This is a genomic window from Curtobacterium sp. MCBD17_040 (assembly GCF_003234805.2).
Lineage (GTDB): Bacteria > Actinomycetota > Actinomycetes > Actinomycetales > Microbacteriaceae > Curtobacterium.
The window spans coordinates 1,094,535-1,120,622 of sequence record NZ_CP126273.1; the positions used below are offsets into that span (position 1 = coordinate 1,094,535).

General features: G+C 66.6%; 24 protein-coding genes. 10 read left to right on the forward strand and 14 right to left on the reverse strand.

Going from position 1 to position 26,088, the window contains the following annotated elements; all coding sequences use genetic code 11:
* Positions 1-55 precede the first annotated feature (55 nt).
* The 3 genes from DEI94_RS05265 to DEI94_RS05275 all read right to left on the reverse strand — a co-directional run bounded on the left by DEI94_RS05265 (position 56) and on the right by DEI94_RS05275 (position 3,061).
* On the reverse strand, positions 56-517 hold the full coding sequence (locus tag DEI94_RS05265) for a ribose-5-phosphate isomerase (protein WP_111008481.1): 462 nt from the start codon (positions 515-517) through the stop codon (positions 56-58).
* Entirely contained in the window at positions 514-2,310 is a 1,797-nt protein-coding gene (locus DEI94_RS05270) for a dihydroxyacetone kinase family protein (RefSeq protein ID WP_111027391.1), read from the reverse strand. Before DEI94_RS05270 ends, DEI94_RS05265 begins: the two co-directional genes overlap by 4 nt.
* Before the next feature lie 70 nt (positions 2,311-2,380).
* Positions 2,381-3,061, reverse strand: coding sequence for a GntR family transcriptional regulator (locus tag DEI94_RS05275; RefSeq protein ID WP_111008483.1), 681 nt, complete (start codon positions 3,059-3,061; stop codon positions 2,381-2,383).
* A 349-nt stretch (positions 3,062-3,410) separates the two neighbouring features.
* Here DEI94_RS05275 and DEI94_RS05280 point away from each other — a divergent pair, with 349 nt between their 5' ends.
* The 6 genes from DEI94_RS05280 (at position 3,411) to DEI94_RS05305 (ending at position 10,348) form a co-directional block, all read left to right on the forward strand.
* A complete protein-coding gene (locus DEI94_RS05280) occupies positions 3,411-4,748 on the forward strand; it encodes an ABC transporter substrate-binding protein (protein WP_181435271.1) in 1,338 nt (445 codons plus the stop codon).
* A gap of 301 nt (positions 4,749-5,049) precedes the next feature.
* A complete protein-coding gene (locus DEI94_RS05285) occupies positions 5,050-5,895 on the forward strand; it encodes a carbohydrate ABC transporter permease (protein ID WP_258368376.1) in 846 nt (281 codons plus the stop codon).
* A complete protein-coding gene (locus DEI94_RS05290) occupies positions 5,895-6,824 on the forward strand; it encodes a carbohydrate ABC transporter permease (RefSeq protein ID WP_111008486.1) in 930 nt (309 codons plus the stop codon). Before DEI94_RS05285 ends, DEI94_RS05290 begins: the two co-directional genes overlap by 1 nt.
* 45 nt (positions 6,825-6,869) lie before the next feature.
* Positions 6,870-8,630 (forward strand): GH39 family glycosyl hydrolase, encoded by a 1,761-nt coding sequence (locus tag DEI94_RS05295; RefSeq protein ID WP_111027392.1) that lies wholly within the window; start codon positions 6,870-6,872, stop codon positions 8,628-8,630.
* Between the two features lie 34 nt (positions 8,631-8,664).
* On the forward strand, positions 8,665-9,501 hold the full coding sequence (locus tag DEI94_RS05300; protein ID WP_111008488.1) for an aldo/keto reductase: 837 nt from the start codon (positions 8,665-8,667) through the stop codon (positions 9,499-9,501).
* Between the two features lie 76 nt (positions 9,502-9,577).
* Complete coding sequence (locus DEI94_RS05305) at positions 9,578-10,348, forward strand: SDR family NAD(P)-dependent oxidoreductase (RefSeq protein ID WP_111027393.1); 771 nt, start codon at positions 9,578-9,580, stop codon at positions 10,346-10,348.
* Between the two features lie 303 nt (positions 10,349-10,651).
* Here DEI94_RS05305 and DEI94_RS05310 read toward each other — a convergent pair whose 3' ends face one another.
* Both DEI94_RS05310 and budC read right to left on the reverse strand, forming a co-directional pair.
* Positions 10,652-10,849: a hypothetical protein gene (locus DEI94_RS05310; RefSeq protein ID WP_146243962.1), complete on the reverse strand. Its 198-nt coding sequence runs from the start codon at positions 10,847-10,849 to the stop codon at positions 10,652-10,654.
* A gap of 126 nt (positions 10,850-10,975) precedes the next feature.
* Positions 10,976-11,743 (reverse strand): meso-2,3-butanediol dehydrogenase, encoded by a 768-nt coding sequence (budC, locus tag DEI94_RS05315; protein ID WP_220038809.1) that lies wholly within the window; start codon positions 11,741-11,743, stop codon positions 10,976-10,978.
* 421 nt (positions 11,744-12,164) lie between these two features.
* On the opposite strand from budC, the gene DEI94_RS05320 reads away from it, so the two are divergent.
* The gene (locus DEI94_RS05320) at positions 12,165-12,956 is read left to right on the forward strand and encodes an SHOCT domain-containing protein (protein ID WP_220038810.1); all 792 of its coding nucleotides are present in this window, start codon (positions 12,165-12,167) and stop codon (positions 12,954-12,956) included.
* Positions 12,957-13,138: 182 nt separating this feature from the next.
* On the opposite strand, the gene DEI94_RS05325 is transcribed toward DEI94_RS05320, so the two are convergent.
* Together DEI94_RS05325 and DEI94_RS05330 are read right to left on the reverse strand one after the other, a co-directional pair.
* Complete coding sequence (locus DEI94_RS05325) at positions 13,139-14,104, reverse strand: PASTA domain-containing protein (protein ID WP_111027396.1); 966 nt, start codon at positions 14,102-14,104, stop codon at positions 13,139-13,141.
* Positions 14,105-14,280: 176 nt separating this feature from the next.
* Positions 14,281-15,675, reverse strand: a complete 1,395-nt coding sequence (locus tag DEI94_RS05330) for a hypothetical protein (RefSeq protein WP_111027397.1) — start codon at positions 15,673-15,675, stop codon at positions 14,281-14,283.
* Positions 15,676-15,967: 292 nt separating this feature from the next.
* Between DEI94_RS05330 and DEI94_RS05335 the strand changes: the two genes are divergently transcribed.
* Positions 15,968-16,960 (forward strand): IS481 family transposase, encoded by a 993-nt coding sequence (locus tag DEI94_RS05335; RefSeq protein WP_284183510.1) that lies wholly within the window; start codon positions 15,968-15,970, stop codon positions 16,958-16,960.
* Positions 16,961-17,001: 41 nt separating this feature from the next.
* Here the strand turns inward: DEI94_RS05335 and DEI94_RS05340 are convergent, their stop codons facing one another.
* Positions 17,002-17,619 (reverse strand): hypothetical protein, encoded by a 618-nt coding sequence (locus DEI94_RS05340; protein ID WP_111026779.1) that lies wholly within the window; start codon positions 17,617-17,619, stop codon positions 17,002-17,004.
* A gap of 143 nt (positions 17,620-17,762) precedes the next feature.
* On the opposite strand from DEI94_RS05340, the gene DEI94_RS05345 reads away from it, so the two are divergent.
* Both DEI94_RS05345 and DEI94_RS05350 read left to right on the forward strand, forming a co-directional pair.
* Positions 17,763-18,083 (forward strand): nucleotide pyrophosphohydrolase, encoded by a 321-nt coding sequence (locus DEI94_RS05345; protein ID WP_111026780.1) that lies wholly within the window; start codon positions 17,763-17,765, stop codon positions 18,081-18,083.
* Positions 18,070-19,818: a DUF2075 domain-containing protein gene (locus tag DEI94_RS05350; RefSeq protein ID WP_111026781.1), complete on the forward strand. Its 1,749-nt coding sequence runs from the start codon at positions 18,070-18,072 to the stop codon at positions 19,816-19,818. The genes DEI94_RS05345 and DEI94_RS05350 overlap by 14 nt, the downstream gene beginning before the upstream one ends.
* Positions 19,819-19,855: 37 nt before the next feature.
* Here the strand turns inward: DEI94_RS05350 and DEI94_RS05355 are convergent, their stop codons facing one another.
* From DEI94_RS05355 to DEI94_RS05380, 6 genes are all read right to left on the reverse strand, one after another.
* Positions 19,856-20,026 (reverse strand): hypothetical protein, encoded by a 171-nt coding sequence (locus tag DEI94_RS05355; protein WP_181434684.1) that lies wholly within the window; start codon positions 20,024-20,026, stop codon positions 19,856-19,858.
* Between the two features lies 1 nt (position 20,027).
* Positions 20,028-21,278: a hypothetical protein gene (locus DEI94_RS05360; protein WP_111026782.1), complete on the reverse strand. Its 1,251-nt coding sequence runs from the start codon at positions 21,276-21,278 to the stop codon at positions 20,028-20,030.
* The gene (locus tag DEI94_RS05365; protein WP_111026783.1) at positions 21,268-21,888 is read right to left on the reverse strand and encodes a hypothetical protein; all 621 of its coding nucleotides are present in this window, start codon (positions 21,886-21,888) and stop codon (positions 21,268-21,270) included. The genes DEI94_RS05360 and DEI94_RS05365 overlap by 11 nt, the downstream gene beginning before the upstream one ends.
* Before the next feature lie 105 nt (positions 21,889-21,993).
* A complete protein-coding gene (locus DEI94_RS05370) occupies positions 21,994-22,593 on the reverse strand; it encodes an SHOCT domain-containing protein (protein WP_111026784.1) in 600 nt (199 codons plus the stop codon).
* 213 nt (positions 22,594-22,806) lie between these two features.
* Positions 22,807-23,901 carry a type I restriction endonuclease gene (locus DEI94_RS05375; protein ID WP_111026785.1) on the reverse strand — a complete coding sequence of 365 codons (1,095 nt, stop codon included), beginning with the start codon at positions 23,899-23,901 and terminating at the stop codon, positions 22,807-22,809.
* Positions 23,902-23,994: 93 nt separating this feature from the next.
* Entirely contained in the window at positions 23,995-26,085 is a 2,091-nt protein-coding gene (locus DEI94_RS05380) for a nuclease-related domain-containing DEAD/DEAH box helicase (protein WP_111026786.1), read from the reverse strand.
* Positions 26,086-26,088 lie beyond the last annotated feature (3 nt).

Below are 26,088 nucleotides of genomic sequence, written 5' to 3' on the forward strand. Positions count from 1 at the left end.
TCATCGAGCACCTCATCGCGCCGGGATGCTTCGCGCTCACGCCGGCCGCTCGTACTCAGTGCGCTGCTTCGTACGCCCGGATCTCCTCGACCTTGTCGTTCGACGCGCTCGAGCTGTCGAACTCGTACGTCAGCCACTCCCGCACGTTGCGGCGGGCGAGCTCGAGGCCGATGACGCGCTGCCCCATGCAGAGCACCTGGGCGTCGTTCGACAGGATCGAGCGCTCCACCGAGTAGGAGTCGTGCGCGGTCACAGCCCGGATGCCCGGCACCTTGTTCGCCGAGATCGCGACGCCGAGGCCCGTGCCGCAGAACAGGATCGCCCGGTCGGCGTCCCCGCGGGCGACGATCTCCGCCGCGGCGGTCGCCACGGTCGGGTAGTTCGTGTGCCCGTCGGCGTCCACGCCGACATCGACCACCGAGGCCACGAGGTCGCTCGCCTCGAGGTCCTTGCGGATCGCTTCCTTGTAGTCGTACCCGGCGTCGTCCGAGCCGATCACCAACCGCCACTGCGTCATCGCGTGGCTCCTTCCTCGCGACGGTCTGTCGCTCCGGGGTCCCGGTGTACTCCGTCGGTGTCCGTGCCACCTGCGAGTGCATGGCCCACCACGCCGACGATCGCCGCGAACGACACGGCGCCGGGGTCGGGGGAGCCGACGGCCTTGTCGCCGTGCGTCTTCGCGCGCCCGAGGTGCGGCACGAGGTCCGCCGTCGACGCCGCACCCTCCTCGGCAGCGGAGGCAGCGGCGGCCCACGCGGTCGCCAGGTCGTCGCCCACGTCGACCCGCGCGGTGAGCGTGTCGGCGAACGGCACGAGCGCGTCCACCATCGTCTTGTCACCGACGGCCGCTCCGCCCACCGACTGCACGGCCTCCCGGCCCTGGGCGACACCGGTCGCGACGGCGGTGGCGGTCGGCTGCGTCTCGTCGTCGAGCTCGCTCGCGAGGGTCCGCAGCAGCACGCCCCACAGCGCGCCCGAGGTGCCGCCCGCGCGGTCGGCCCAGCCGGCGCTCGCCCGGTGGAGGACCGTGGCGGCGCCGCCCTGGGCCTCCAGAGCGGCGGTCGCGGCCTCGAGTGCCGCGCTCGCGCCGCGCTGCATGCCGATGCCGTGGTCGCCGTCACCGGCGATCGAGTCGAGACGACCCCAGTCGTCGACGTTGTCCTGGACCGTCGTCGCGACCGTGCGGAGCAGGTCGACGATGCGGCTCGCGGTCTCGCGGGACTCCGCACTGGAGGGCCGGATCGCGTCCTCCGTGTCGGCCTCCGCGGCCGTCGGTCCGGCGCTCACGAGGTCCTGCTGGACGCTGCCCCGACGGAACGCCGGGGTGTCGGCGGGCGCGGTCCAGAGCCGCTCGAGCTCGTCATCGAGCCAGAGCAGGGTCAGGGACGCGCCGGCCATGTCGAAGCTCGTGCAGAACTCGCCCACCTGCGGGTCGACCACGGTGAGCCCACGGTCCTGCAGCAGCCCCGCGATCGAGCGGTAGACGACGAACAGCTCCTCGACCTTGACCGACCCGAGCCCGTTGAGGATCGGGACCACGCGCGCGTCGTCGAGGTCGACGCCCTCCGGGATCTCCGCCTCGGCGAGGAGTCGCTCGACGAACAGCTCGGCGAGCCCCTCGGCGCTGGGGATGTCGGTCTCGTCGATGCCGGGCTCGCCGTGGATGCCGAGCCCGATCGCCATGCGCCCCTCGGGGACGTCGAACAGGGGTTCGTCCGCGCCGGGCAGCGTGCAGCCGCTGAACGCGACGCCCATCGACCGTGTCCGCTCGTTCGCCAGCACCGCCACGCGCTCGACGTCGTCGAGGTCCATGCCCTCGGCAGCGGCGGCCCCGGCCACCTTGAACACCGTGAGGTCGCCCGCGATGCCGCGACGCTTGCCGCGCTCGTCGCTCGACGCGCTGAAGATGTCGTCCGTCACGAGGACCGTGCGGCAGTCGATGCCGTCCGCCCGGACCGCGTCCTGCGCTGCCGTGAAGTTGAGGACGTCGCCGGCGTAGTTGCCGTAGCTGAGCAGGGCGCCCCGGCCATGCTCGCTCGCGCGGATCACCGACTCGACCTGGATCGACGACGGCGACGCGAACAGGTTGCCCATCGCCGCACCGTGCGCGAGCCCCGGCCCGACGAGACCGCCGAACGCCGGCCAGTGCCCCGAGCCGCCGCCGATGACCACGGAGACCTCGGGGTCCGGGCTCCTCGTGGACCGGGTCACACCGCCTCGGACCTGGCGGACTCGATCGCCGTTCGCGAGGACGAAGCCCTCGATCATCTCGTCGACGAACTGGGTGGGCTGGTTCCACAGACGCGTCACGACACTCGCTCCTTCGTTGGACCGGACGTGGTGATCGGGATCCTAGCGACGTGGTCCGGGCGTCGCATGGTCATGACTCGTCCTCGGGATGGTCTTCGAGGAGCATCCCGTACGCACCACGTAGGTGCTGCTCAATGGCTGCAGCAGCTCGTGCGGGGTCACCGGTCGCGAGGACGTCGCGAACGGCCTTGTGCTCATCGTGACCGACTTCCAGGAAGTCGCGATGGGACGTGTTCCGTGCCTGGAGGAAGAACTCGACCTGACTCCGGATGAACTCCCACGAGCGCTTGAGGCGCTGGTGCTCGGCGGCTTCGTAGAGGAGATCGTGGAACGCCAAGTCGAGTTCGACCGCCTCGGTCGGGCTGTAGTCCGCGGTCACCTGCTGCATCCGATCGAGGATCACATCCATCGCGGCGAAGCGTGCGGGCGTCATACGGGTGGCGGCTCGCTCGATCGCCAGCCGTTCGAGCGCGAGTCGGAGCGAGTACACCTCGTCGATGTCCTGCCGCGTGAGCGTCACGACGAATGCGCCTCGGTGTCGACGGAGCTCGACGTAGCCCTCGTTGGCCAGCTGGGAAAACGCTTCGCGCACGGGACCCCGGCTGACTCCGAGTGCCACCGCGATCTCCGTCTCCTTGAGATGTTGCCCCTGGACGAGGTCACCGCGGCTGATCATGTCCCGGAGCACGTCCACGACGCTCTGCGAGAGCGCGGGCTGCGCGACGGGGGCGTTGAGCCCTGGAAACGTCATCCGGGCCTCCTTCGATCGAGATTGTAAACAATAAACCCTTGACAGTCAGCATTCGGCCGCTAGATTGACCGTAGCTCGTCGCCCACCAGGACACGCAGAAGTGACCACCGGGACCGCGACGATCATCTCGTGGCGTGCCCGACGCGCCATTTCTCGGCGCGCTCCGCGCCGTGCAGAGGGAGTCCCAGGCGGGACCGCCCACACAGGAAGGTCAAGGATGACCGACACCTCGCTGTCGTGCCAACGGTTCCCTGGCCATCTCGTGGTTCCGCCTCGGTCGACCTCACACGATCGAGATGACGGGTGGCTGACGACGACGTCGACGAGCTACAACCGAAAGGGAATCACAGTGCACAAGAAATCGTTCCTGGCGGTGCTGGCAGCGGCTGGCCTCGTCGCGGTGAGCGCCCTGGGCTTCTCGGGTCCGGCGAATGCCGCCGGTCGCTCCTGCGCCAACAAGATCGTGGATCCCGCGGCGCCGGTGGTCACCCTGTGGGCCTGGTCACCGACCGCGTCCGTCGCGGTCGACCAGTTCAACAAGGCGCACAAGGACGTGCAGATCTGCTGGACGAATGCCGGTGCGGGCTCCGCCGAGTACGACAAGTTCTCGACGGCCATCGCGGCGAAGAAGGGCGCTCCTGACGTCATCATGCTCGAGACCGAGCAGTTGCCGAGCTTCGAGATCAAGAACGCGCTCGTCGATCTCAGCAAGTACGGGGCGAACAAGGTGAAGCGCCAGTTCTCGGCCGGAACCCTGAAGGACATCTCGCAGAACGGCGACATCTACGCGATCCCGGACGACGGCGGGCCGGTTGCCATGATGTACAACAAGCAGATCTTCGACAAGTACGACCTCACGGTGCCGAAGACCTGGGCGGAGTACCAGTCGGCGGCGGAGAAGCTCAAGGCCGCGGGGGGACCGGCCTTCGGCGATTGGCCGAGCGACACGCCCGCGTTCACACAGGCGATGTTCAATCAAGCCGCCGGCTCGACCGCCAAGCAGAGCTTCAGCTACAACATCAAGAACAAGGCCGCGCTCGGTGTGAAGATCAACAGTGCGGCCAACAAGAAGGTGCTCCGCTACTGGTCGAACCTCGTCGACAAGGGACTCATCACCACCGTCGGCCAGCAGACCACCGACTTCACGACCAAACTGTCGAAGAACCAACTCGCCACGATGATCGCCCCCTCTTGGGAGCCCGGCCACCTCGGTACGTTCGGCATCCCGACCGGTGATGACGCTCCCTGGCGGCTGGCACCGCTTCCGCAGTGGAGTGCCAACAAGTCGGTGCAGGTGAACTGGGGCGGGTCCACCTACGCAGTGACGTCGCAGTCCAAGACCCCGAAGCTCGCCGCCGAGGTTGCGATCAAGCTGTTCGGGAACGAGAACCAGACCACGATCGGGGCGCACTTCCCGATGCACTTGAAGGCGCAGAAGGCGGATTGGTTCGTGAACGCGTCGGACCCGTTCTTCGGCGGCCAGAAGTCCAACAGGGACGTCTGGATCCCCGCAGCCAAGGGATACAAGGGCACCGTCTACAGCCCGTTCCAGAACTACTACTACACGCAGCTGCAGTCCCAGCTCACCAAGACCAACTCCGGGTCGTCGACCAGCAAGGCGCTGAACTCGCTGCAGGCGACCATCACGAAGTACGCGACCTCGCAGGACTTCTCCTTGAAGAAGTAGTCGCGGCGCACCCGCCGGCGAGAGCGCGTTCCGCGCCATGCATGCTGGCGCCTCCGCCGGCAGAACGCCGCGACGAGCGGTACCACCCTTCCGGAGCTCTCGGACACCACATCCCCGAGAGCTCCGGATCGGGATCCATCGGACCGGGTGCGCGAGCCGCCGTGTCCGGCATCAACGAACAGACGAGGACAGTCGAATGAGTGGCGCTGAGTCTTCGGTGGCAACGACGCCAGCGAAACAGAGAAACACGATCGTGCGTGCCCGGCGGGGTGGAGTGAGGAGGCGACAAGGGCTCGGATGGTTGTTCATCGCACCGTTCGGTGTCGTCTTCGTCGTCTTCCTGATCGTCCCGCTCGGGTACGCCTTCTACCAGAGCCTGTTCAGCCAGAGCCTGGTCGCCGGCACCAGCTTCGCGGGATTGAGCAACTACGTGAAGGCCTTCACCGACCCGGACTTCCTGGGCGGAGCTGTCTTCGTCGTCGTCTTCTCGGTCGTGCTCATCCCCATCCAGATGGCGATCTCACTCGCCGCTGCGCTGGTGCTCGACACGCTCACGACCAAACTGGCTCGGTTCTCACGGCTGATGATCTTCGTCCCGTACGCGATCCCCGCCGTGGTCGGCGCCCTCATGTGGGGCTTCCTGTACAGCCCGAGCTTCGGGCCGTTGAGCGACCTGTTCGCGCTGTTCCACACGTCGGCGCCCAACCTCTTGAGCTCGCACAACATCTTCGGCGGCCTGCTCAACGTGGTGGTCTGGCAGTGGGTCGGCTACTACATGATCATCATCTACGCGGCACTCCAGGGCATCGACCCCAGCCTGTACGAGGCGGCTCGGCTCGACGGGGCGAGCGCGCGTCAGATCGCGTTGCGGGTCAAGGTCCCGCTCGTCACATCGGCGCTCGTGCTGATACTCGTGTTCGCGCTCATCGGCACGCTCCAGTTCTTCACCGAGCCCACCGTGCTCACGCCGCAGGCGAACGGCTCGATCGGACCGGCGTTCACGCCGAACATCTACGCCTACAACCTGGCGTTCAAGTTCTCCCAGATCAACTACGCGTCGGCGGTCTCGTTCGCCCTGGGGATCATCGTGTTCATCGGGGTCTACATCTTCCTGTTCCTGACCCGTAAGAAGGGGAGTTTTCTCTGATGGCAACGACCGCACCCGCGCGAGCGAAGACGTCGAACCGGGCCTCGGCGCCGTCGAGCAAGGGCCGAGGCGCGAAGAAGCCGAGGAACGTCGCGGCCCACGTGTTCCTCGTGGTCCTCGTCGTGTACTTCCTGCTCCCCATCTGGTGGCTGTTCGTCGCCAGCACCAAGGACGCGCACGGACTGTTCAACCCGTCCGCCGGCGCGCTGTGGTTCGACAAGACCTTCGCGCTGTTCCAGAACATCGGCATGCTCTTCAGCTACAGCCACGGCATCTACCTCCGATGGCTCGGCAACTCGTTCCTGTACGCACTCAGCGGTGGCGTGGGGTCGACCGTCCTCGCGATCCTCGCGGGCTACGGATTCGCCAAGTTCGACTTCCGAGGGCGCAACCTCAGCTTCGCGATCCTGCTCGGTTCCGTGATGGTGCCGCTCACGGCGCTCGTGATCCCGACGTTCGTGCTCTTCTCGCAGATCAACCTCACCGACACGATCTGGGCAGTGATCCTGCCGTCGCTGCTCAACCCGTTCGGCGTGTACCTGATGCGGGTCTACGCCGCGGACGCCGTGCCGGACGAGATGCTCGAGGCTGCGCGTATCGACGGCGCGGGAGAACTCCGGACGTTCTTCCAGGTGGCGCTCCCGCTGATGCGCCCGGCGATCGTCACGGTGCTGCTGCTCTCGATCGTGGCCACCTGGAACAACTACTTCCTCCCGCTCGCGGTGCTGTCGAACAACAAGCTCTACCCCGTGACCGTGGGCCTGGGGCTGTGGAACGGCCTCGCCTCGGCCAACAGCGGAACGGGGACCGACTCGCTCTGGAGCATCATCGTCGTCGGTTCCTTCATCTCCGTCATCCCGCTGATCATCGCGTTCCTGACCATGCAGCGGTACTGGCAGGGCGGGTTGGCGATCGGCAGCCTCAAGTAGCTCCTCCCTCCTCCGAACATCAACAGCACCACGAAAGGTTCGACAATGACGTCCACGACCGACACCGAGCAGGGCACCGGCCAGCAGAACGCCAAGAACCCCGGCATCGCCGTCAGCACCGTCTTTCCAACTGCCGGTGGCCACGACCCAGCAGCGCCACACGTGCGCAGCGCGACAGTCAGGGTCGACGCTGCCAGCACAGGCACCGCGATCACGCCGATCTGGGCCAGCCTCGGGTACGACGAGATCAACTGGACTTACACACCGACGGGTAAGCGCCTGCTGCGGACCATCGGCGACTTCTCGCCGACCGCGTTCCACGTACGACCCCACTACATCTTCATCAGCGGAACCGGATTCGGTCTCCCACACCAGGGCAGCGGCAACGTCTACCACGAGGACGAGACCGGCACCCCGTTCTACGACTTCACGATCGCCGACCAGACCTACGACGCCATCGTGGAGGCTGGCCATCACGTGTTGGTGGAGCTCGGGTTCACGCCGCGCGACCTGGTGCCCGACCACGCCCACACCGAGCTCACGCTCACCGAGAGTCCCACCGTGTACAGCGCGTACGAAGCCGGGCAGTGGGGGTACCCGCCCAAGGACTACGACAAGTGGGCCGGACTCGTGACCGCCCTCGCTGAACACGTCCTCGAGCGGTACGGCGAGGACGAGGTGTCGACCTGGCTCTGGGAACTCTGGAACGAGCCCGACATCTTCTACTGGCGCGGTACGCCCGAGGAGTTCGACCGTCTGTACGAGGTGACCGCGGCAGCCGTCCGCCGTGTGCTGCCGACTGCGAAGGTCGGAGGCCCCACCGTCACCGGGGGACCGGACGGGACCGGCTTCATGCGGCAGTTCCTGGCCTACGCCGACGAGCGGGACCTCCCGATCGACTTCGTCTCGTTCCACACCAAGGGGTCGCACTTCACCCCCTGGCGGACGTACGGTCCGACGGGCGGTGAAGCGCCGGTCAAGGAGTCGCCGATGACGACCAAGATGTTGTTCGAGATCCGGAGCCTCCTGCGCGTCATGGCGGAGTTCCCGCGGTACGCCGACGTACCCGCGATCGTGGACGAGTGCGACGCGGGTGTGCCCGCGCACTGGGGCGTCTACGACAACTCGAACTTCGGGTTCCAGAACACGGAGTACTACCCCGTGTTCCAGGCCAACCTCATGAAGAAGATCCTCGACCTCAACGAGACCGAGGTGGCCTCGGTTCGCGAGGCCACCACCTGGAGCTTCTACTTCGAGGGTGAGCGCTACTTCGAGGGAACGCGGGCGCTCATGACGGCCGGGGGAGTCGAGAAGCCGTTCCTCAACGCCTACCGCCTCTTCGCGAAGCTGGGTGGGACCCGGATCGCCGCCGCGTCGGACGCAGCCTGGGACGTGACGGAGCTCGACACCACGGCTCCCGCGAGCCCCCCGGAAGAGGTGGACGTCCTGGCCACACGCGCCGACGACGGCGAGGTCGCCGTGCTCGTGTACCGACACACCGACGACCAGTACCAGTCCGATGACGTCGCGGCCTCGGTCACGGTGGACGTCTCCGGCCTGGCCGCGTCCGAGTACCGTCTGGAGCACTTCCGGATCGACGCCGAACACAGCAACGCCCACACGGTCTGGAAGGAGCTCGGTTCGCCCCAGGACCCCACTGAGGAGCAGCTGTCCGCGATCCACGCGCGGATGGGTCTCGAGCGCCTCGAGGACGAGCGGTCCCTCGACGTCGCGGACGGCGCAGCGACGATCACGATCGAACTCCCGCTCGAGTCCGTATCGCTGCTCGTCCTGAGCCCGCGATGACGACGCACCCGTTCTGCCGACCCTGGAGGCGCGCATGACCGTTCCGACCATCGCCCTGAACAACGGCGTCGACGTGCCCCAGGTCGGGTACGGCGTGTTCCAGATACCCCCCGACGGCGCACAGGAGGCGGTCGAGGCGGCGCTCGAGGCCGGGTACCGTCACATCGACACGGCAGCCGCCTACAACAACGAGAGCGGTGTCGGTGCGGGGATCCGCGCGAGCGGTGTCCCTCGCGAGCAGGTATTCGTCACCACCAAGCTCCGCAACGGCGAGCAGGGCGCCGACAGCACGCGCCGAGCGTTCGCTGCGAGCATCGAGCGCCTCGGCCTCGACTTCGTGGATCTCTACCTCATCCACTGGCCGTCTCCGGCGCGGGACGCCTACGTGGCGAGTTGGAAGGCGATGGAGCAGCTGTACCGCGACGGCGCGGTGCGCGCGATCGGGGTCTCGAACTTCCTCGTCCCGCACCTCGAGCGGCTACTGGACGAGACCGAGATCGTGCCGGCGGTCGATCAGATCGAGATCCATCCGTCGTTTCAGCAGCGCGAGTTGGTCGAGTACGCCCGGTCGAAGGGCATCGCGATCGAGGCCTACTCACCGCTCGGGCAGGGTGCAGCCCTCCGGCACGGGACGATCGTGGCGATCGCGGAGCAGCACGGGGTGACGCCGGCGCAGGTCGTCCTGCGGTGGCACCTGCAGCGCGGCAACATCGTCATCCCCAAGTCCGCCGACCCCGGGCGGATGCGGACGAACCTCAACGTCTTCGGCTTCGACCTGACCGAGGACGAGGTCGCGGATCTCGACGCGCTCGAGGCGGGAGCGCGCGTCGGCGGGGACCCCGCCGTGTTCGAGATCTCCCAGATCCGCTGAGCACGGAGGGCGTCCTCCCGTCCGTCGTCCAGGTGCCGCCGACGCGGGCCTGACCATCACCACGAAAAGAGAGAACATGACTTCCACCTTCCCTGCGGCACGCACCGCGATCGTCACCGGAGCGGCGTCGCCCCGCGGGATCGGTCGGGCGACCGTGTCACGCCTGGCCCGCGACGGATGGAACATCGGGATCATCGACCTGGACGGCGACGCGTGCCGTCAGCTGGCCGCGGAACTCGAGACGGAGTTCGGCATCAGCGCTGCCGGAGCCGGGGCGAACGTCGCTGACGAAGCGGCGGTCCGCGCTGCCGTCGACGAGCTCGAGGCCGCGCTGCCCCAGATCGTCGCGCTCGTGAACATCGCCGGCATCAGCTCCGCCACGCCGTACCTCGACCTCGATCCCGGTGAGTGGGCGCGTGTGCTCGACGTGGACCTCAACGGCGTCCACTACGTCTCGCGACGCGTGGCCGAATCGATGGTCAAGAGCGGCGTCGGACGCATCGTCAGCATCTCGTCGGTGTCGGCCCAGCGCGGTGGCGGGACGTACAGCAAGACCCCGTACTCGGTCGCGAAGGCCGGCGTGATCGGACTCACCCGCGCGCTCGCTCGGGAGCTCGGTCCGCTCGGTGTCACCGTCAACGCCATCGCCCCCGGCCCGATCGACACCGACATCATGGGCGGCACGCTCACCGACGAGCGCAAGGCCGCGATGGCCGCGGACCTGCTGGTCGGGCGCGTCGGCACCGTGGACGACATCGCCGTCGCCGTCGAGTTCCTTGTCCGCGAGGACACGGCGTTCATCACGGGGCACACACTGAATGTCGATGGTGGGCTCTACATGAACTGACCGCCCTGGGCACGCAGACGACAAGTGCGCGTGCGGGCGCGGGGCACTTGTCGTCCACGTGCGCACGTGCGCACGTGCGCACGTGCGGTGATGCAGGCGTGGTTGGTGGCCATCTCGGCGCCGAGGACGTCATGGCGTTGATGCACGCGCCGCAGTGACGGGTTCCGACAGGCGCACCTCGAACCAGCGCTCCGCCAGATCTGCCAGCTCCTCGCCCGTGAGGGGCAAGCCCTCCGCCGTCAGGTCCAGGAGCGGATCGGCCCCGTGGCTGTCGCCCGATGTGCTCAGGACTGTCGAGCGGGGTCAGTCCTCCTCGTCGGCGGCCGATTCGGGCTCGACCTGCGTCTCCGCCATCCGGTTCCGGAGCTCGTCGGCCATGCTCGAGGCGCCTTCGCTCCCGTGGTCGTTGTCCACCTGCTCGATCAGGCCCGCCAGCTTCTCCTTGTTCGTCGCGTCGGTGGCGCCGTCCATGACGGGCTCGGTCTGCTCGTTGTCGCTCATGGCGCGGACGCTACGCGCGGTGCCTCCGTGTCGCGGCGCGTCGATCGCGCCGCTGGCGCGTGTCGACGACAAGTGCGCGGCCAGGCGACGGCGCAGTTGTCGTCGACGCGCGCGGTTGCGGCGGCGCTACGCCTGCGGCGGCTGCCCGTTGCTCGCGGTCGTGCCGCCGTCCACGGGCAGGATCGCCCCGGTGATGAACGACGCCTCGTCGCTCGCCAGGAACAGGATCGCGGCGGCGACCTCCTCGGGCTGACCCCCGCGGCCCAGGGCGATCCGCTCGGCGAACGCCTGCTTGAGCTCCTCGTTCTGCGCCTGCTGCTGCGTCATGTCCGTCCAGATGAGCCCGGGCGCCACCGCGTTGACGCGCACCCCGTGCTCCCCGTTGTCGAGCGCCGCCGCCCGCGTGAAGTTGCTCACGCCGCCCTTCGCCGCGTTGTAGGGGCTCATGCGCCAGTCGCCGCTCATGCCCGACACGCTCGAGGTGCTCACGATCGACCCCTTCGTCTCGCGCAGGTGGGGGAGCGCCGCGCGCGTGCCGTAGAACACGGCGGACAGGTCGGTCTCGATGACGCGTCGCCAATCCTCCGGCTCGATCTCGGTGATGTCGCCCGAGGTGAACGTCCCCGCGTTGTTGACGAGCACGTCGAGGCGGCCGTAGGTGTCGACGGCGGTGCGCACGGCCTCCCCCATCGTCGCCGGTTGCGCGACGTCACCGGTGATCGTGGTCACGGCTCCGTCCGGGAGGCCCGCGGCGGTCTCCGCGACCTTCTCGCCGACCGAGTCCACGGCCACCACGCGGGCACCCTCGCCGACGAACGCGCGCACCGTCGCCGCGCCGATCCCGGAGCCCGCTCCGGTGACGATCGCGACCTTGTTCTCGAATCGGTTGGGCACGGCGGTTCCTCTCATCGGTGACGGGTGCGGTGCCTCCATTGACCCACTGCCACGGTCGGCGGCACTCAGCCGGGAGGCGCGGCTGCAGCCCGTCGGTTCGATGCCTGTGGACGCGGGTCCGGACCGTCGAGCGCCCGAATAGGATCCGGGGCGTGACGACATCGACGCCCCGCGAGCTCGCGGTGGAGCTCGGGTACCGGGACGAGACGCGTCCGGGCGCGGTCGTTCGCAGGTACCTGCGACAGCGGTACCCGGAGCACCCGAAGCACGAGCGCGCGCATTGGCCGCCGCGATTTGTCGTGACAGCTTTGAACGGCTGGATAGGGGAGCTGCGAAAGGCACAGCGCTACCTGTGCGAGAGCGGCTGCTCGAGGCCGCGGCAATCGTATGATGAGAACTCCGCTTGAACGAGGAGAATGCAATGAGCACGGCGCCGGGTTGGTACGACGACGGTCAAGGACAACGACGCTGGTGGGACGGAACGAAGTGGACCGAGAAGACCAGCGACAGCGCTGTTGTCAGTGCCCCCTCGGGCTTCGCGGCTCGTGTCGCGGGCGGGATCTTCAGCAAAGCGAAGGACGCGGCGGGGCAAGCGGCGTCGGAAGTTCGTGACAACCTGACGAATGCGGTGTCAGGGGCGGCGAGGGCTCGTAGGGACCTGGAAGCTTCTGACGTTCTCCAGCCCGAGTTGGCTCAGCCCCTCTACGAGGTTGTCAGTCACATTGACGGGAAGAACGCCACCGTTCGACTATGGCCGGATCGCCTCGAGTGGGAACGAGGGCGAGGAGTGTCAGGAGTCAAGGTCGCTCTTGGCATCATGACTTCTGGTGCTTCGTTTCTCGCAACCGGCATCAAAGGCGGTAAGGACGCGTACGAGATGCTCCCGCTCGAGCATGTTTCTGGCGTGGGGAACAAGAAGGACGGCCTGCTCTACCATCGCGTGGAGGTAGGGACAGCGGGGGGAACGGTTAGCTTCCGCGTCAAGCGCGAGGACGCGGCCCAGTTCCGGGAGGCGATTCTGCAGCAGCTGCGCGCGCGCGCCGCAGCGCCCACGATCGTCGAACTTGCCGCCCCTGTCGGCGCTGCGCCGAGCTTGCCTGCGCAGCCGGATCACATGCAGCAGCTTCAACAGCTTGGAGCACTTCGTGACGCCGGCGTCCTCTCAGAAGAGGAGTTCGCCGCGAAGAAAACCGAGATACTCGCGCGCATGTGAGAGGGCGAAGGTCGCCGCCCGAACGCGAAGAGACTGACTGTTGCTCCCTCTCCGCATGACCATCCGCGTACCGGAACCGCCTCTTGCTGCAGCGCCTGCAACCGCGAACGCCAGCAGTACATGAGGGAGGGGCGTCGCCAGCTGGCGCCGTCCCTCCCTTCCGTACTGCTGGCGTGATCGCGCTAGTTCGTCTTTTCGAAGATCGTTCCATCGCCGAACGACGCCACGCCGCCGTGGAAGGAGTCGGGAACCTCGAAGGCCACTTGTCCCTGCGCCGTCTGACCCGCCCCCAAGGTCACGCTCGGCATCTCCGTCAGCCCTTCGACGAGCGTTGTCGAGTCGTACACGTTTCCGCTCGCGTCCGAGAGCGCCAGATCGTAGGCGACAGTGCTTGCGTCGACGCCAGCCGTCGTTGCGACAACATGCACCGTCACCACGACGTATTTCTTGCCCGCGTCGGGTTGCTCGAACTCATTGGAGGAGACGAAGTTGTCGTTGTAGGAGTCGACCCATTCTTGGTAGTCGGCCTTCGTACCATCGATTCGGTTCGTGCTCTCCATGTCGAACTTGTTGCCCGCAGGCGCGGGAGCTGCGACAGACGACCCAAGCGGCGGTTGTGCCGTCAGGGAGACCACTGTTCCCGGGGCGATTTCGCTGCTGGCAGCGGGATCCTGAGCGGTGACCGTCTGATCATCGTCCGCGCCATTTGCGTCGAAGAGAAGGTCCTGACTCTCGAGTTCTTTCTCAGCAGCGGAGACGGTCATCCCGACCACATCCGGTGCGCTGACCTTCGTCGGCGCGGCTTTCGTCGCGTGAGCGGCAGCAGGCGTGTCAACTGCGACGCTCGGGGTTGTGGAAGCACCGCCGCCGTAGATCGCTCCAAACAGAGATGCCAGCAGGATGCTCGCGCCACCGAGAATGGTCGCCGGAAGTCCCCTGCCGGTTCCTCGACGCAGCGCGATGATCCCAAACACGAGCGCGAGGATGCCGAGCACGAAGCCGACGTACAGCAAGCCGGGAATGAATGCGAGGGCCACTGCAATGATTCCGAGGATCAGCCCCGCCTTCCCGAGCCCTCCTCGTTGAGCCGGTGGAGCGGGCAGCGGGGCATACGGTCCCAGCGGCGGCTCTGAGTAGTTGTTGGACATGGCAGTGCTCCTGATGCTGAGTCGGGTTCAGGTCTCCGTCCAGCCTACGGTTGCTGTGCGTTCACCAACAAACTGGCGATGGCCCCAGTACGCGGGAGACGCGAGGCGGAGCGCTTTTTCCGCCGTGAACTCCGGCACGACCTTCGACGCAAACGCCCGTCGCGGCCACTCCACGTCTATCGTCCGCCCGACCGGGAGGCCGGGGCCGGCCCCACGACGTCGCCCCAGCCGTCCAGGTCCGCGTGATCCGGGCCTCCCGGCAGTGTCGCTCCGGCGTCCTGAACCGGCCAGGCGTGTGATGCCGAGGCCGGCGCCACGGGCGCGCGCTGCGGCCGGACCTGGGCGAACACCGGCTGGTCGTTCCCGAGCACACGGGAGGCCACGGCGAGGACCGACGGGCTGACGCGGGGGAGGACCCGCGGTGCGACGAAGCGCGCGACGACCTCGGCGACGCCGCCCCACAGCACGAACATCACCGGCGTCCACGGGGTGACGCCCGCCGATGCCGTGGTGTCCGCGTTGATCGACGCGGCGGAGAGCGCGGCGTGCGCGACGACCGTGCCGAGGACCATCGTGAGGAGGCCAACCAGCAGGTACGCGGCCGGTGTCAGCGCCCAGTCGAGGACCGGCCGTGCGGCCGCCGAACGTCGCACGGCGAGTCCGAGCCCACCCAGGAACACGCTCACGACCGCGGCGAGGACCGCGAGCCACAGCCAGCCCGTGCCCGAGAACACGGTGAGGGTGTGTGGCGTGCTCGTGTCGGAGCCGCCCAGCGACAGCAGGCGACCCACCGAGTCCGAGACGCCGGCACCGCCGAACAGCCCGAGCGCCACGACCACGACGGCCACGTTCCCGATCACCAGGGGGAGCACAGGAGCTGCGGTGTTCTGCTCGACGGCGGCCACCACGATGAGGGCGACCGTCACCAGCGCGGTGAGCGCGGCGAACTGCGTCATGACGACGCGCACGACGCCGAACCACGCGGCGAGGGCGCTGCTCAGCGTCGCCACGACGATCGCCCGCGCGAGGAAGCTCGCGATCGCCCCGACGAGGAACGCCACGAGGACCGCGCCAGCACCGAGCCCGCTGATGGTGCTGACCGCCGCGCCGCTCCCGCCGGGGATCCGGACCGGGAGGACCAACCCGGCCACCAGCGTCAGGACCGCCAGCACGACGCCTGACAGCAGCGACATCGCGACGTGCTGCGTCAGCGAGCGCGGTCGCGTGATCCGGCGGCTCAGCACGACGATCGCGATGATCTGCGCCGCGGCGATGAAGAGGGGCACGAACCCGATCGCGATCGAGCCGGCGAACTGGACGATGAGTGCGCCCTGGCCGCTGATCCCGAGGCGGCCGAGGTCGGCCAGCAGGATCAGCTGGACCGGGGTCGCGGCGATGTCGCTGATGCTCGTCAGGGTGTCGGAGAGGTTCGCGGTGCCCGAGCCGGTCGTGGTCTCGGTGTGCGGCGCGAGGAGGGCGGCGAGGAGCATCGTCAGGATGCCGATGGCGTACGCGGCGATGAAACCGCCGACGCCGACGAGGGCCGCGCGGACCCAGTGAGCCGCGGACATCGTTGCGAGTGCCCTGCTGATGCGTCGAGCGGGTCTCGGCGCCGTTGCGTCTCTCGGAGTGCCGTAGCTCATGTGAATCCCCCTCGGCTCTGGTGCTCGGGGTCATCCTGGCAGAGCGCTCAGCCGCGGCGCCAGGGCGCACCTCGCCGTGGTTGTCGTGTGTAGCTCTAGGTGTACTGCCCAGGGACGTTGGTTGTGTTGCGACGACTCGCTGTAGTCGTTGGGATGTGAGAAGGACCTCCTGCAGTGGAGTGGAGCTGTCTAGTTCACACACTCTCCGCAGGAGGTCCTCGTGTCCCACGCTAACGCTGCCCTGACACCACGCCAACGCCTCCGGATAGGTCGTCTGATCGTCGATGACGGCTGGCCAGTCCGGCACGCAGCCCTGTTCTTCCACGTGTCCTGGCCGACCGCGAAGCGCTGGGCCGACCGGTATGCGGCCATGGGCGCCGAGGGCATGCATGACCGCTCGTCCCGTCCGCACCGGTCCCCGAACCGCACCCGCCCTGAGCTGGTGAAGAAGGTCGTCGCACTTCGCTGGCGAAAGCGCCTCGGTCCCGTTGGGATCGGCGGGCAACTCGGCATGCCGGCCTCGACAGTGCACGCCGTGCTGACCCGCTGTCGGGTGAACCGGCTGCACCACATCGACATCCGCACCGGCGAACTCGTGCGCCGTTACGAGCACGAACGTCCGGGCGCGATGATCCACGTCGACGTGAAGAAACTCGGCAACATCCCCGATGGCGGCGGCTGGCGCTACGTCGGCCGACAGCAAGGTGGGCGGAACCGGTCAGCAACGCCCGGTAAGGGCCGCAGCAAGCATCGCGGCCCGCTGATCGGGACCGCGTTCGTGCACACCGTGATCGATGACCACTCCCGCGTCGCTTACGCCGAGATCCACGACGACGAGAAAGCAGCGACCGCGATCGGGGTGCTACGGCGGGCCGTGTCGTGGTTCGCCGCACGCGGTGTCCGGGTGGAGCGGGTCCTCTCCGACAACGGCTCTGCCTACAAGTCCCACGCCTGGCGCGAGGCCTGCACTGAGCTGGAGATCACGCCGAAGAAGACCCGCCCCTATCGGCCGCAGACCAACGGGAAGATCGAACGCTTCCACCGCACCCTCGCCGACGGGTGGGCGTTCTCACGGCACTACCCGACCGAGCACGCCCGCCGGAACGCCCTCCCGGCATGGCTGCATCACTACAATCACCACCGGCCCCACACCGCCATCGGGAACCGGTCACCGATCACTCGGTTGACCAACCTCCCTGGGCAGTACACCTAGGCGAGCGCAAGGAGTTCGGAACCCGAGCTGCCGTTCGTGCGTCAGTCGATCGCTCGCGGCCTCGGCGAGGTGGCATTCAGGGAGACTCTCGCAGTGGTGTAGTTCTGACGAGTGCGACTGATACGGAGGTCATCGACCAGCCGCGCCAACAACTCGTCGTACGCCTTCCGGTACCCGTCGAGGACGTCGACGCCGATGTGGTCGTGCGGAGCGAGGGTGAAGTGCTGCTCCCATCCCGGCTGCCAACCGATGTCCTGTCGACACCAGGCCTGACTTCGTCTGTACGAGCTGCTGATGATCTTCGCGTCTGAACCCCAGGCGCCGAAGGTACTGAAGCTCCGCGACATCAAGTTCTCGTAGGCGGCAGACACTGCTCGCGAGAACAAGGGGGCTGCACAGTAGAAGTCGCTGTCCAGGTGCCGCTTGAGCGCCACGATGTCGGGTGGCGCATCGTCACGCCAGCTTCCGATGAACGTGACATAGCACATCAGCCGATTCAGATTCGGAACCAACTGCTGGTAGTAGTCGACGCGAAGCCTGAGCAGCTCGGAGTTCCGCGACTGCCGCTTGGTTATGACGATACCGAGCACCGCGACCAGGATCGGCGTCAGTGCGGTGCCGATCGCCGTGACGACGGTCGTCCAAGCGCCAATGTTCACCCGGGAAGCTTCCCGTGACCGTGCTCTCCTTCGAGCGACGACACGCTGCCGGGATCGGACCTCCTGAGTGCCCCACGGGCGGGAGGCTGTTCTGAGGCCCTACTGGGCCTCATGACGCGCCTTTCGGCTGTTAGCGTTCGTTCATGCCGGACGACGGACTGATGGGCGAGTTACGAGCCTTCGTATCCGAACGCGATTGGGGCCAATTCCACAGTGCGAGCAACCTCGCCAAGAGCGTCTCGATCGAGGCGGGGGAGCTCCTCGAGTGTTATCAGTGGAGCGACGATGCGCCGCTCGAGAACGTGCGTGGGGAACTCGCTGACGTGTTGACCTATTGTCTGATGCTCGCGGACCGACTGGGGCTCGACCCGGAGGCGATCATCAGGACGAAGCTCGAAGAGACCCGCCAGAAGTACCCGGTCGACCGAGCGAAGGGCCGGAGCACGAAGTATGACCGGCTTTAGCATCGAGCGCCTGCCGTTCGACGCTGCGCGGGTCCAGGCGTGGCGCGAGCTCGATCCCCGGTTCACGAACTGGCCCGTCGTCTACGTTCTCGACGATGGCAAGCGTGTGTACGTGGGCGAGACTCGCAACGCGGCGGCGCGTATGCGCCAGCACCTCGAGTCCGAGGAACGCGGCTCTCTCGGCGCCGTGCGCGTGGTGCTCGATGACACGTTCAACAAGTCCGTCTGTCTCGACCTCGAGTCTCGATTGATTGGACTCTTCGCGGGTGAGGGCAAGTACGCGGTGCTCAACCGCAATGAGGGCATCGTCGACGCGGACTACTACGCCCGCGCCAGATATCGCGAGAAGTTCGACGCGATCTTCGAAGCGCTCCGCGAGCAGAAGCTCTTCACCCGCAACGTCGCGGAGATCGAGAACAGCGAACTGTTCAAGCTCTCGCCGTTCAAGGCTCTGAATCAGGATCAAGCTGTCGCCATCGAAGACATATTGGAGGGCTTGTTCGAGGACCTGGAGAGCGATACTGGCGACATGATCGTGATCCAGGGCGCGCCCGGCACTGGGAAGACCGTCGTCGCGGTTTACCTGATGAAGCTGCTCAGTGACATCGCGCGGGGCATCGACATCGACGAATTGGACGGCGATTCCCTGTTCAGCGACTTCTTCGTGGCTGACAACCACGAATTGCTGCAGGGCTTCCGCATGGGCCTGGTCGTGCCGCAGCAGGCGTTGCGCGCTTCTCTCCGGAGGGTCTTCGCCAAGACGCCGGGGCTCCACCCGTCGATGGTGCTCACGCCGTTCGATGTCGGGAAGAGCAGCGAAGACTTTGACCTGTTGATCGTCGACGAGGCGCACCGCCTGAATCAGCGGGCGAACCAGGCGTCGGGCCCGCAGAACAAGAGCTTCGGCGAGATCAACGCGGCACTTTTCGGGAGCGACGCCGACCACTGGACGCAGCTCGACTGGATCCGCCGGAAGAGCACGAATCAGATCCTCCTCATCGACTCCGAGCAGAGCGTGCGGCCGGCGGACCTCCCGAACGAGCTGCAGGTGAACGTGATCGCCGAAGCGCGTGAGCATCACCGGTACTACCGTCTGCTCTCCCAGATGCGAGTTCGCGCGGGCGAGGACTATGTGGAGTACGTCCGGGCCATCATGCGTGACGAGAATCCCGCTCCGCAGATGTTCGCGGACTACGAGTTCCGCATGTTCGACGACCTTGGCGAGATGCACGACGCCATCCGGGTGCGAGACGAGCAGTACGGTTTGTCGCGACTGGTTGCGGGATATGCGTGGCCGTGGAAGAGCAAGAGGGATCCGTCCGCCTACGACATCGAGGAAGACGGGCGCCGGCTTCGCTGGAACCAGACGCAAACGGACTGGATACATTCGGCAGGCGCCGTCGACCAAGTGGGCTCGATTCACACTGTTCAGGGGTACGACCTGAACTACGCTGGCGTTATCATCGGACCGGACCTCCGCTACGACGAGCACGCCGGGCGTATCGTATTCGATCGTTCGAGCTACTTTGACAAGAAGGGCATGGAGAACAATCCACGGCTGGGGATGACGTACTCCGACGAGGATCTGTTGCGCTTCGTGTCGAACATCTACGCGGTGCTGCTGACTCGTGGTATCCGCGGCACTTACCTGTGGATCGCCGATCGCGCGCTCCGTCAGAGGTTTCGCGACTATGCTTGGTCTGAATCCGGGGCCTCGCCGCGCCGAGGTGCGTGACTCGCCGGTGGTGTCGCTTTTCGCCTTCATCGACCCTTCAAAGTGAAGATCCTGGGGTCATCCTGATGCCGACGAAGAAGTTCCGCATGACGAACGCCGAGAACGGCAGGGCGACGACGGCGTGGATGATGATCAGGCCGGTCGCGGTGTCGAACAGGCGGACGTGTCCCTGGCACGATCGCTGAAATAAGCGGGGGCCACGCAGCACGCTAGGACTCGTCGTCCGCCTTCTTCGACCCGCTGCGCGGCATGATCCGCTCCGCGAACGCGAGCGCCGCCTCTCCGGCTGCGGACCGCGCCTTGGTGACTGCCGCATCTCCGAGGCGCTTCGCACCGTCGATGCCGCTCTCACCCGCGTCGATGGCCTTGTCCCTGATTTCGAGCGCTGCGGCCGACCACCGCTTTGACTCCAGAGCCTGCCCGGCGCTCTCGATGCCCAGATGGCCGTGGAACTGGGTGACGCCGCTTGCCATCTGATTCCTGGAATCGACCACGACGTGCGCATTCAACGGGTGGAGCAGCACATTCGAGTTGGCCCGCTCGGCGGCGTCGTCCATGCGGCTCAGGATCTTCGTCGTGCTCGTCTTGATCAGGTCGCGACGTGCTTCGCGTGTGAGGGCCAGCGCGGTCCGGTGGTCGTCGATCTCGCCAGGGGTTGCTTCGAGCACTCGATCGAGTTCGAGCACGGAGTGGGCGTCCTGCAATTGGAAGCAACGTGCGACGACCGCCAACCAGTCTCCGACTGATGCCTTGGCCGCCTCGGAAGCGGCTGCGAGATCGCCCATCTTCGACTTGCCCTCGAGCTTCTCTGCAACCGCGTCGAGCTGCCGGAGCGCGTACGCCTGGACGGTGTCAAGCATGACGGACGTGTGCTGCACCTTCTGCCACGTCGTGTCCGGGACGCGACCCATGTTCTCGCGGACCCGGAGCGCATCGGTGAGAGCGAGGTCGACGCCGATCATGTCGGCGAACACTGCGTCCTTCTGCGCCCGAAGGATGTCGTCGACCTTTTCATCGATCTTCGCGAGGTAGTCCGTCACCTCGTCCATTGCCTGCTGCATGGCGACCTGCGCCATGATGCCGGCGGCGCCAGCAAGCAGGGCTGGATTTGCCGCGAGCGCGCCGGGACCCTTCGCGATCTCGAGAATGCTTTTGATCTTCCCGTTCTCCGTCACGATCGCGCGACCGACGCCGGGTTTTGAGCCCTTCATCAGCGGCAGGTTCTTCGCGGCCTCTGCCGATTCTTTCGTCAGCTTCACCCAGCGGCCGGACTGGGCGACACCGTCCGCAGCGGCCTGCGCGAGGGCGCTCGCGGCGCCGGATGACTGCCGGCGGAGTCTGTGGAGGTCAAGCTCACGGGAGGGAAGACCGGTGCTGGACAGGAAGCGCTCCACCGCTGCCGGATCCCCGATTACGGCCAGGCCGGTGCCGTCGTTGATCAGCTCTACTTCATCGTTCATCGTTCTGCTCCTCGGAATGGAGAGGTGTTCGGGTGGTTGTTCGGGAAAGCAGTTCGGCACGGACGCGGGCGTACGCAGTCTCGCCATCTCGGTCGGGCGTAGCAATCCGCACGACGGGTGCGTATCCCAGCGCCGGGAGGGCAATGTCCCGCAGTGCATCGTTGTAAGCGCGCTGCCGCTGGCGGCCGCCGGGGCCGAAACCAACGGCCGGGCGGTGCGCATATTGGCGATCGGCTCGACTCGACCACTCGTCACACAGCTGGAGGTACTCGTTGAGGTCAAATCCGAGCGACAGTTGCGGCGGGTACGCCACGAGCGTTCGGCGCCGTGCCGTTGTGAAGTGCTGTAACTCATCGATCTCGACGACCGTCCGGGTCGCGACGTGGAGGAAGTCTCCGCGCAGGGGTGTCGGACGCTTGGCTGCGAGCTCGTCTTCGTTCCCACCGAGGTCGAGGTAGATACCACGGAGAAGCGAGACCGTCTCGGGCGCGGCATCGCGGAGGTCCAGGTGCCCTCGTTGGGTGATCGCCGGGACGACGTTGCGTTCGAACCGCAGTCCGTCCGCTGCCGCCAGCTGCTCGATCCGTCGTTCCGTGTCACCGACCGGCATGGGACTCACCGCCGGCCCCGTTGCACGATGTTGGCGAACCCACGATCGTCGGAGGGCAACGTCCGCTTGGACAACGGCCCGTGTGCATGGCCGACGTTTCTTGCATCACAGTCGGGCGAGGAGCTCCGCCTTCTTCGGCGCGAACTCCTCCTCAGTCAGGATGCCAGCCTTCGCCAGGTCGGCCAGCTTGGTGAGTGCCGCGAACACCTCGTCCTGGGACAACGAGGAAGGTGCCGCGGCAGGGACCGGCGTTGGTGCAGTCTCCGCCGCCTGCACAGCCGGTACTGACGAAGTCAGAACCGCACTCGTCGCCGGACGGGCCATGACGGCGACGGGAGCTACGTCGACGGGAGAGGATTCGGCCTCTCGGTTGATCGGCCCGCCGTCAGGCTCGGTGATGACCGGTAACGCTGGTGCACCGATGCCGAAGTCCGCGGCGTCCGACGTGCCGTCGAGGACGGCGTCCACAGACTCAGCGGCCGACGCAAACGAGGCGGCGGACGCACGACGTGCGGCGTGCGCGGACTCCAGCGTTTCGAAGATGGACGACACCACGGCCTCCTGCGACGCCAACCAATGCGGCATCCACACCCGCTGCACGCTCGGCCAGTGCATGAGGTTCTCGAGTACCTCGAGCGGCAGGGCATCGCGGTCGGCGACCGTCGAGCGCGACGCCCAAGCAGGTGTGTCGAGCAGGACGGCCATCAGCGGCTCGTCTGGTGCGGACGGGTGCACCAGACGATGTCGACCTTGAAGTCGGACAGGCCGGTCATTGCTCGTTCCTTCTTTGTTCGGTTGCGCGAGGCGAGCGGAGGGGCGGTTCGGGTCGTCGCTCGGCCTGCTTGCTCACCGTGGCATGAGCCACCGTCATATGCTGGAGTCGTTGCGGACAGGGCGCGGAAGCAGCCCCGGTCCGCTTCAGCCAGCGAAGGTGCGAACCGTCTCGCGGATTGCGTCAGCGTGCTCGTAGATGTCCTCGAGTGCGTCGATCGGGTGACGCGTCTCGTTCTTCTCCTGGTCGAACAAGCCGAGGTACTTCTGCTTTTTGCCGTTGAACCAGAGCCGCGCGACCGGCTTGCGGTTGTTGTTGTCGAGCAGCACGGCGAAGTACGACTTCTGATCGCGGTGTGTGACGCGGTAGGGCTTGACCTCGCTGCAGGCGATCGCCTTGACGATCTGGTAGCCCTCGAGCTCCTCCTGGGTCGTGACGACGTCAGAGGGCTGCTCGAGGTTCTCCTCAGCGATGGCTTGGCTTTGAACGCTCTCGACGGACGCTTCGAAATGGGGTGCGGCGAAGGAGCTGCCGAGGGCAGTCTTCAGGCGGTCGTTCACCTGTTCGTTCAGAAACTGCTTGATGGCCTTCGAGACCAGTGTGGTGAACTGCTCGCGCACCTTCTGCGTGTACATACCGTCGTAGACGCGGGTGGTCAAGAACTTGATGAAATCGTCGGATGGCTCGCGGAGTTGTGCGGCCAGCGCGCGCTTCAGGGACCCTACGTACTTCAGCTCTTCGGCGGCACTGATGATCGAGTCGAGATCAAAGCTCTCCTTGGTGAGCTTCTGCAGCTCCGGGAGCAACGTCTCGTCGATGTCGCCGAGGTCGAGCACGAGGAACGGCTTGTCGTCCATCTTGTTCGGAGCGTCGAGGTCCGTGTAGAAGTTGTAGACCTCACCGTTGGTGAGGATGGCGATCCGGGCGTTGGTGACGGAGAAGTACCGGAACAACTGAGAGGCGTGCTCGATCTTCAGCGGCTCGGTCGACTTCTTGCACTCGATCAGGATCTGGACTTCGCTGTCCCGCATGATCGCGTAGTCGACCTTCTCGCCGCGCTTCACGCCGACGTCGGCGGTGAACTCCGGTACCACCTCGAGGGGATTGAACACGTCGTACCCGAGGATCGTCGAGATGAACGGCATCACGAACGCGTTCTTCGTCGCCTCTTCGGTCTCGATGGCCTGACGTTGATTCTGGACCTTCGTCGCGAGAGCTGCCAGACGTTCTTCAAATTCCACTGTGAGCCTTTCCTCGGGTGTTCGTATTGTGGAGCAACTCGTGCTCCATGACTAGTGCGTCCTTCGAGAGGTTCGCGGGTCGGCCGAGCACCCTCAGTGCACACCGACCCAGAGCCCGTCCCGGGCTCGTGTCATTCCGACGTACAGCTCCCGGCGATCGAGCGCGTGTCGTTCTCGGTCCGATTCACGGGCGTCGGCCTTCGGGCGTTCGTCGAGCAGCGAGGTCCGGACGCGGGGGAGCAGGACCTGCTTGAACTCGAGACCCTTCGCGCGCTTGATCGTCCCGACTTTCACGGCGGCGATGGGAATGCCGTTGTACTTCTTCAACGACACACTCGCAATGCCTGCCTCCGCGAGCGCGGTCATCACTCGGTCGGCGTCGGTGTTCGTCCTGGTGAGGATGCCGATGTCGCCGAGACTGGTGTCGACGAGGCGGAGTACCTCGCGAACGCGCGGGACGATGGCGTCGTCGTGCTCCGCCCAGGACGGGAACCGTCGGATGACGGGCGCGGGCCCGGTCTTGGTGACCGCGGACACGGCGTCTCCGGACCCGTCGACACCTTCGATGTCGACGTAGTCGTCGCCGGCGACGAGGTCCTTGGCGAACGCCAGGATCTCTGCCGTGTTGCGGTGATTGACATCGAGCACGACGCCACGCCCCGCGACACTGATTCCGATCTCGCCGAGCGTGTACCCGCCGGGGTAGATGGTCTGCTGGCCGTCACCGATGAGGGTGAGCCCGTCCGGCCGGTTCCCGACGAGCGCGTGCAGCATCGCGACCATGGCACACGACAGGTCCTGCGCCTCGTCGACGATGACGGCCTCGTAGTCACGTAGAGGGTCGGCTCGGAGCGAATCGCGTGCGAGCAGGATGACGTCTGCGTAGTCGACGACGCCGCGGCGGCGGAGGCTCTCGTCATAGGCCGAGTACAGGTCCCATACCGCTTGCCGCTGATCGAGCGTCAACGGGTGCTTGCGGCCAACCCGAGCCAGGTCCGCGTACTCCTCGAACCGCGTGAGCCCGCGTCCCTTGATCACAGAGCCGATCTCGTCCTCCCAGTACGCGAACGAGAACCGCTTGGATCGGAGGGGGCTGTCGGCGTCGACTCCGTTCCATGCCTCGTACAAGGCTCGCTTCGCCTCCATGCCGTCGAGGCGGGCAGGGACCGCGCGGTCCTTGAGGACTTTGATCGCGAACTGGTGGATACCGCTGAAGTCGACGCGGTCCTTCACATCAGGTGCAAGCCGCGTGAGCAGGCTGCCGAGTACCGCCGGCAGCGTTCGGATGTACGTGGCGACGAGGACTCGTTGGCCAGTGCTGCGAGCCAGGTAGGCAGCCCGGTGGAGACCGACCACGGTCTTGCCGGTGCCAGCAGCGCCGCGTATTCGAGACGGGCCGTTGAAGTTGCGGCGCACGAGCTTCGCCTGCGCTGGGTCGAGCGTGGCCATCCACGCCTCGATCGGTGCGTCCAACATGCCGGTGACCAGGTCTGCCTCAAGCTCCTCGGCAGCACGGTGCTCGACGCCCGAGAGGTCGAGCGGGGTCCTCGGTAGCACCGGTGTCGGCACGGTGAGGTCGGGGATGTCCTCATCGAGCGCTCCGTTCATCGGGGCGAAATGCCGCATACACGCGAGCAGGACCGCATCCACCTGCGGGCCCGGTAACCGCCGTTGGTACGCGGTGATGTGCGCGATGAGATCGAGGGCGCCCCGGACGTCGACCGACGCGACCTCGGCGCGAATGCCCTTACGACCGGCAAGCGCGACGACCGCGTGGACCTCGTTCGGCGCGAGGCCGACTTCGGCGAGGACCGCCTCCGCCCCGTATCTCAGGTCCGCGAGGCGCGCTATGTCGTCGGTCACATCCTCCTGGCCGCGGAACATGCGCCCGTCGCTGATCGCGGTTTCACTCCAGGCTTTCGTGTCGACGATGAACACGCCACCCGGTCCGACGACGACCATGTCGACCTGGGCGTGCCGGCTTCCGGGCCAGCGGCGGTCGGCCAACAGGTGATAGCCGATCGCGCCCAGCGGGGCAAGGAGACGTGCGGTCTCCTCCTCCGTCCGATGGGCGATGGCGAACCGCTTAGCGGTCGCCCGCGCGACCCCGGCGGCAGTCTCGAGCGCCGCAGCGCGCCGCAGCTGCCGTTGTGCTTCGACGCCAGCGGATTCCCCTGCGATCACGAC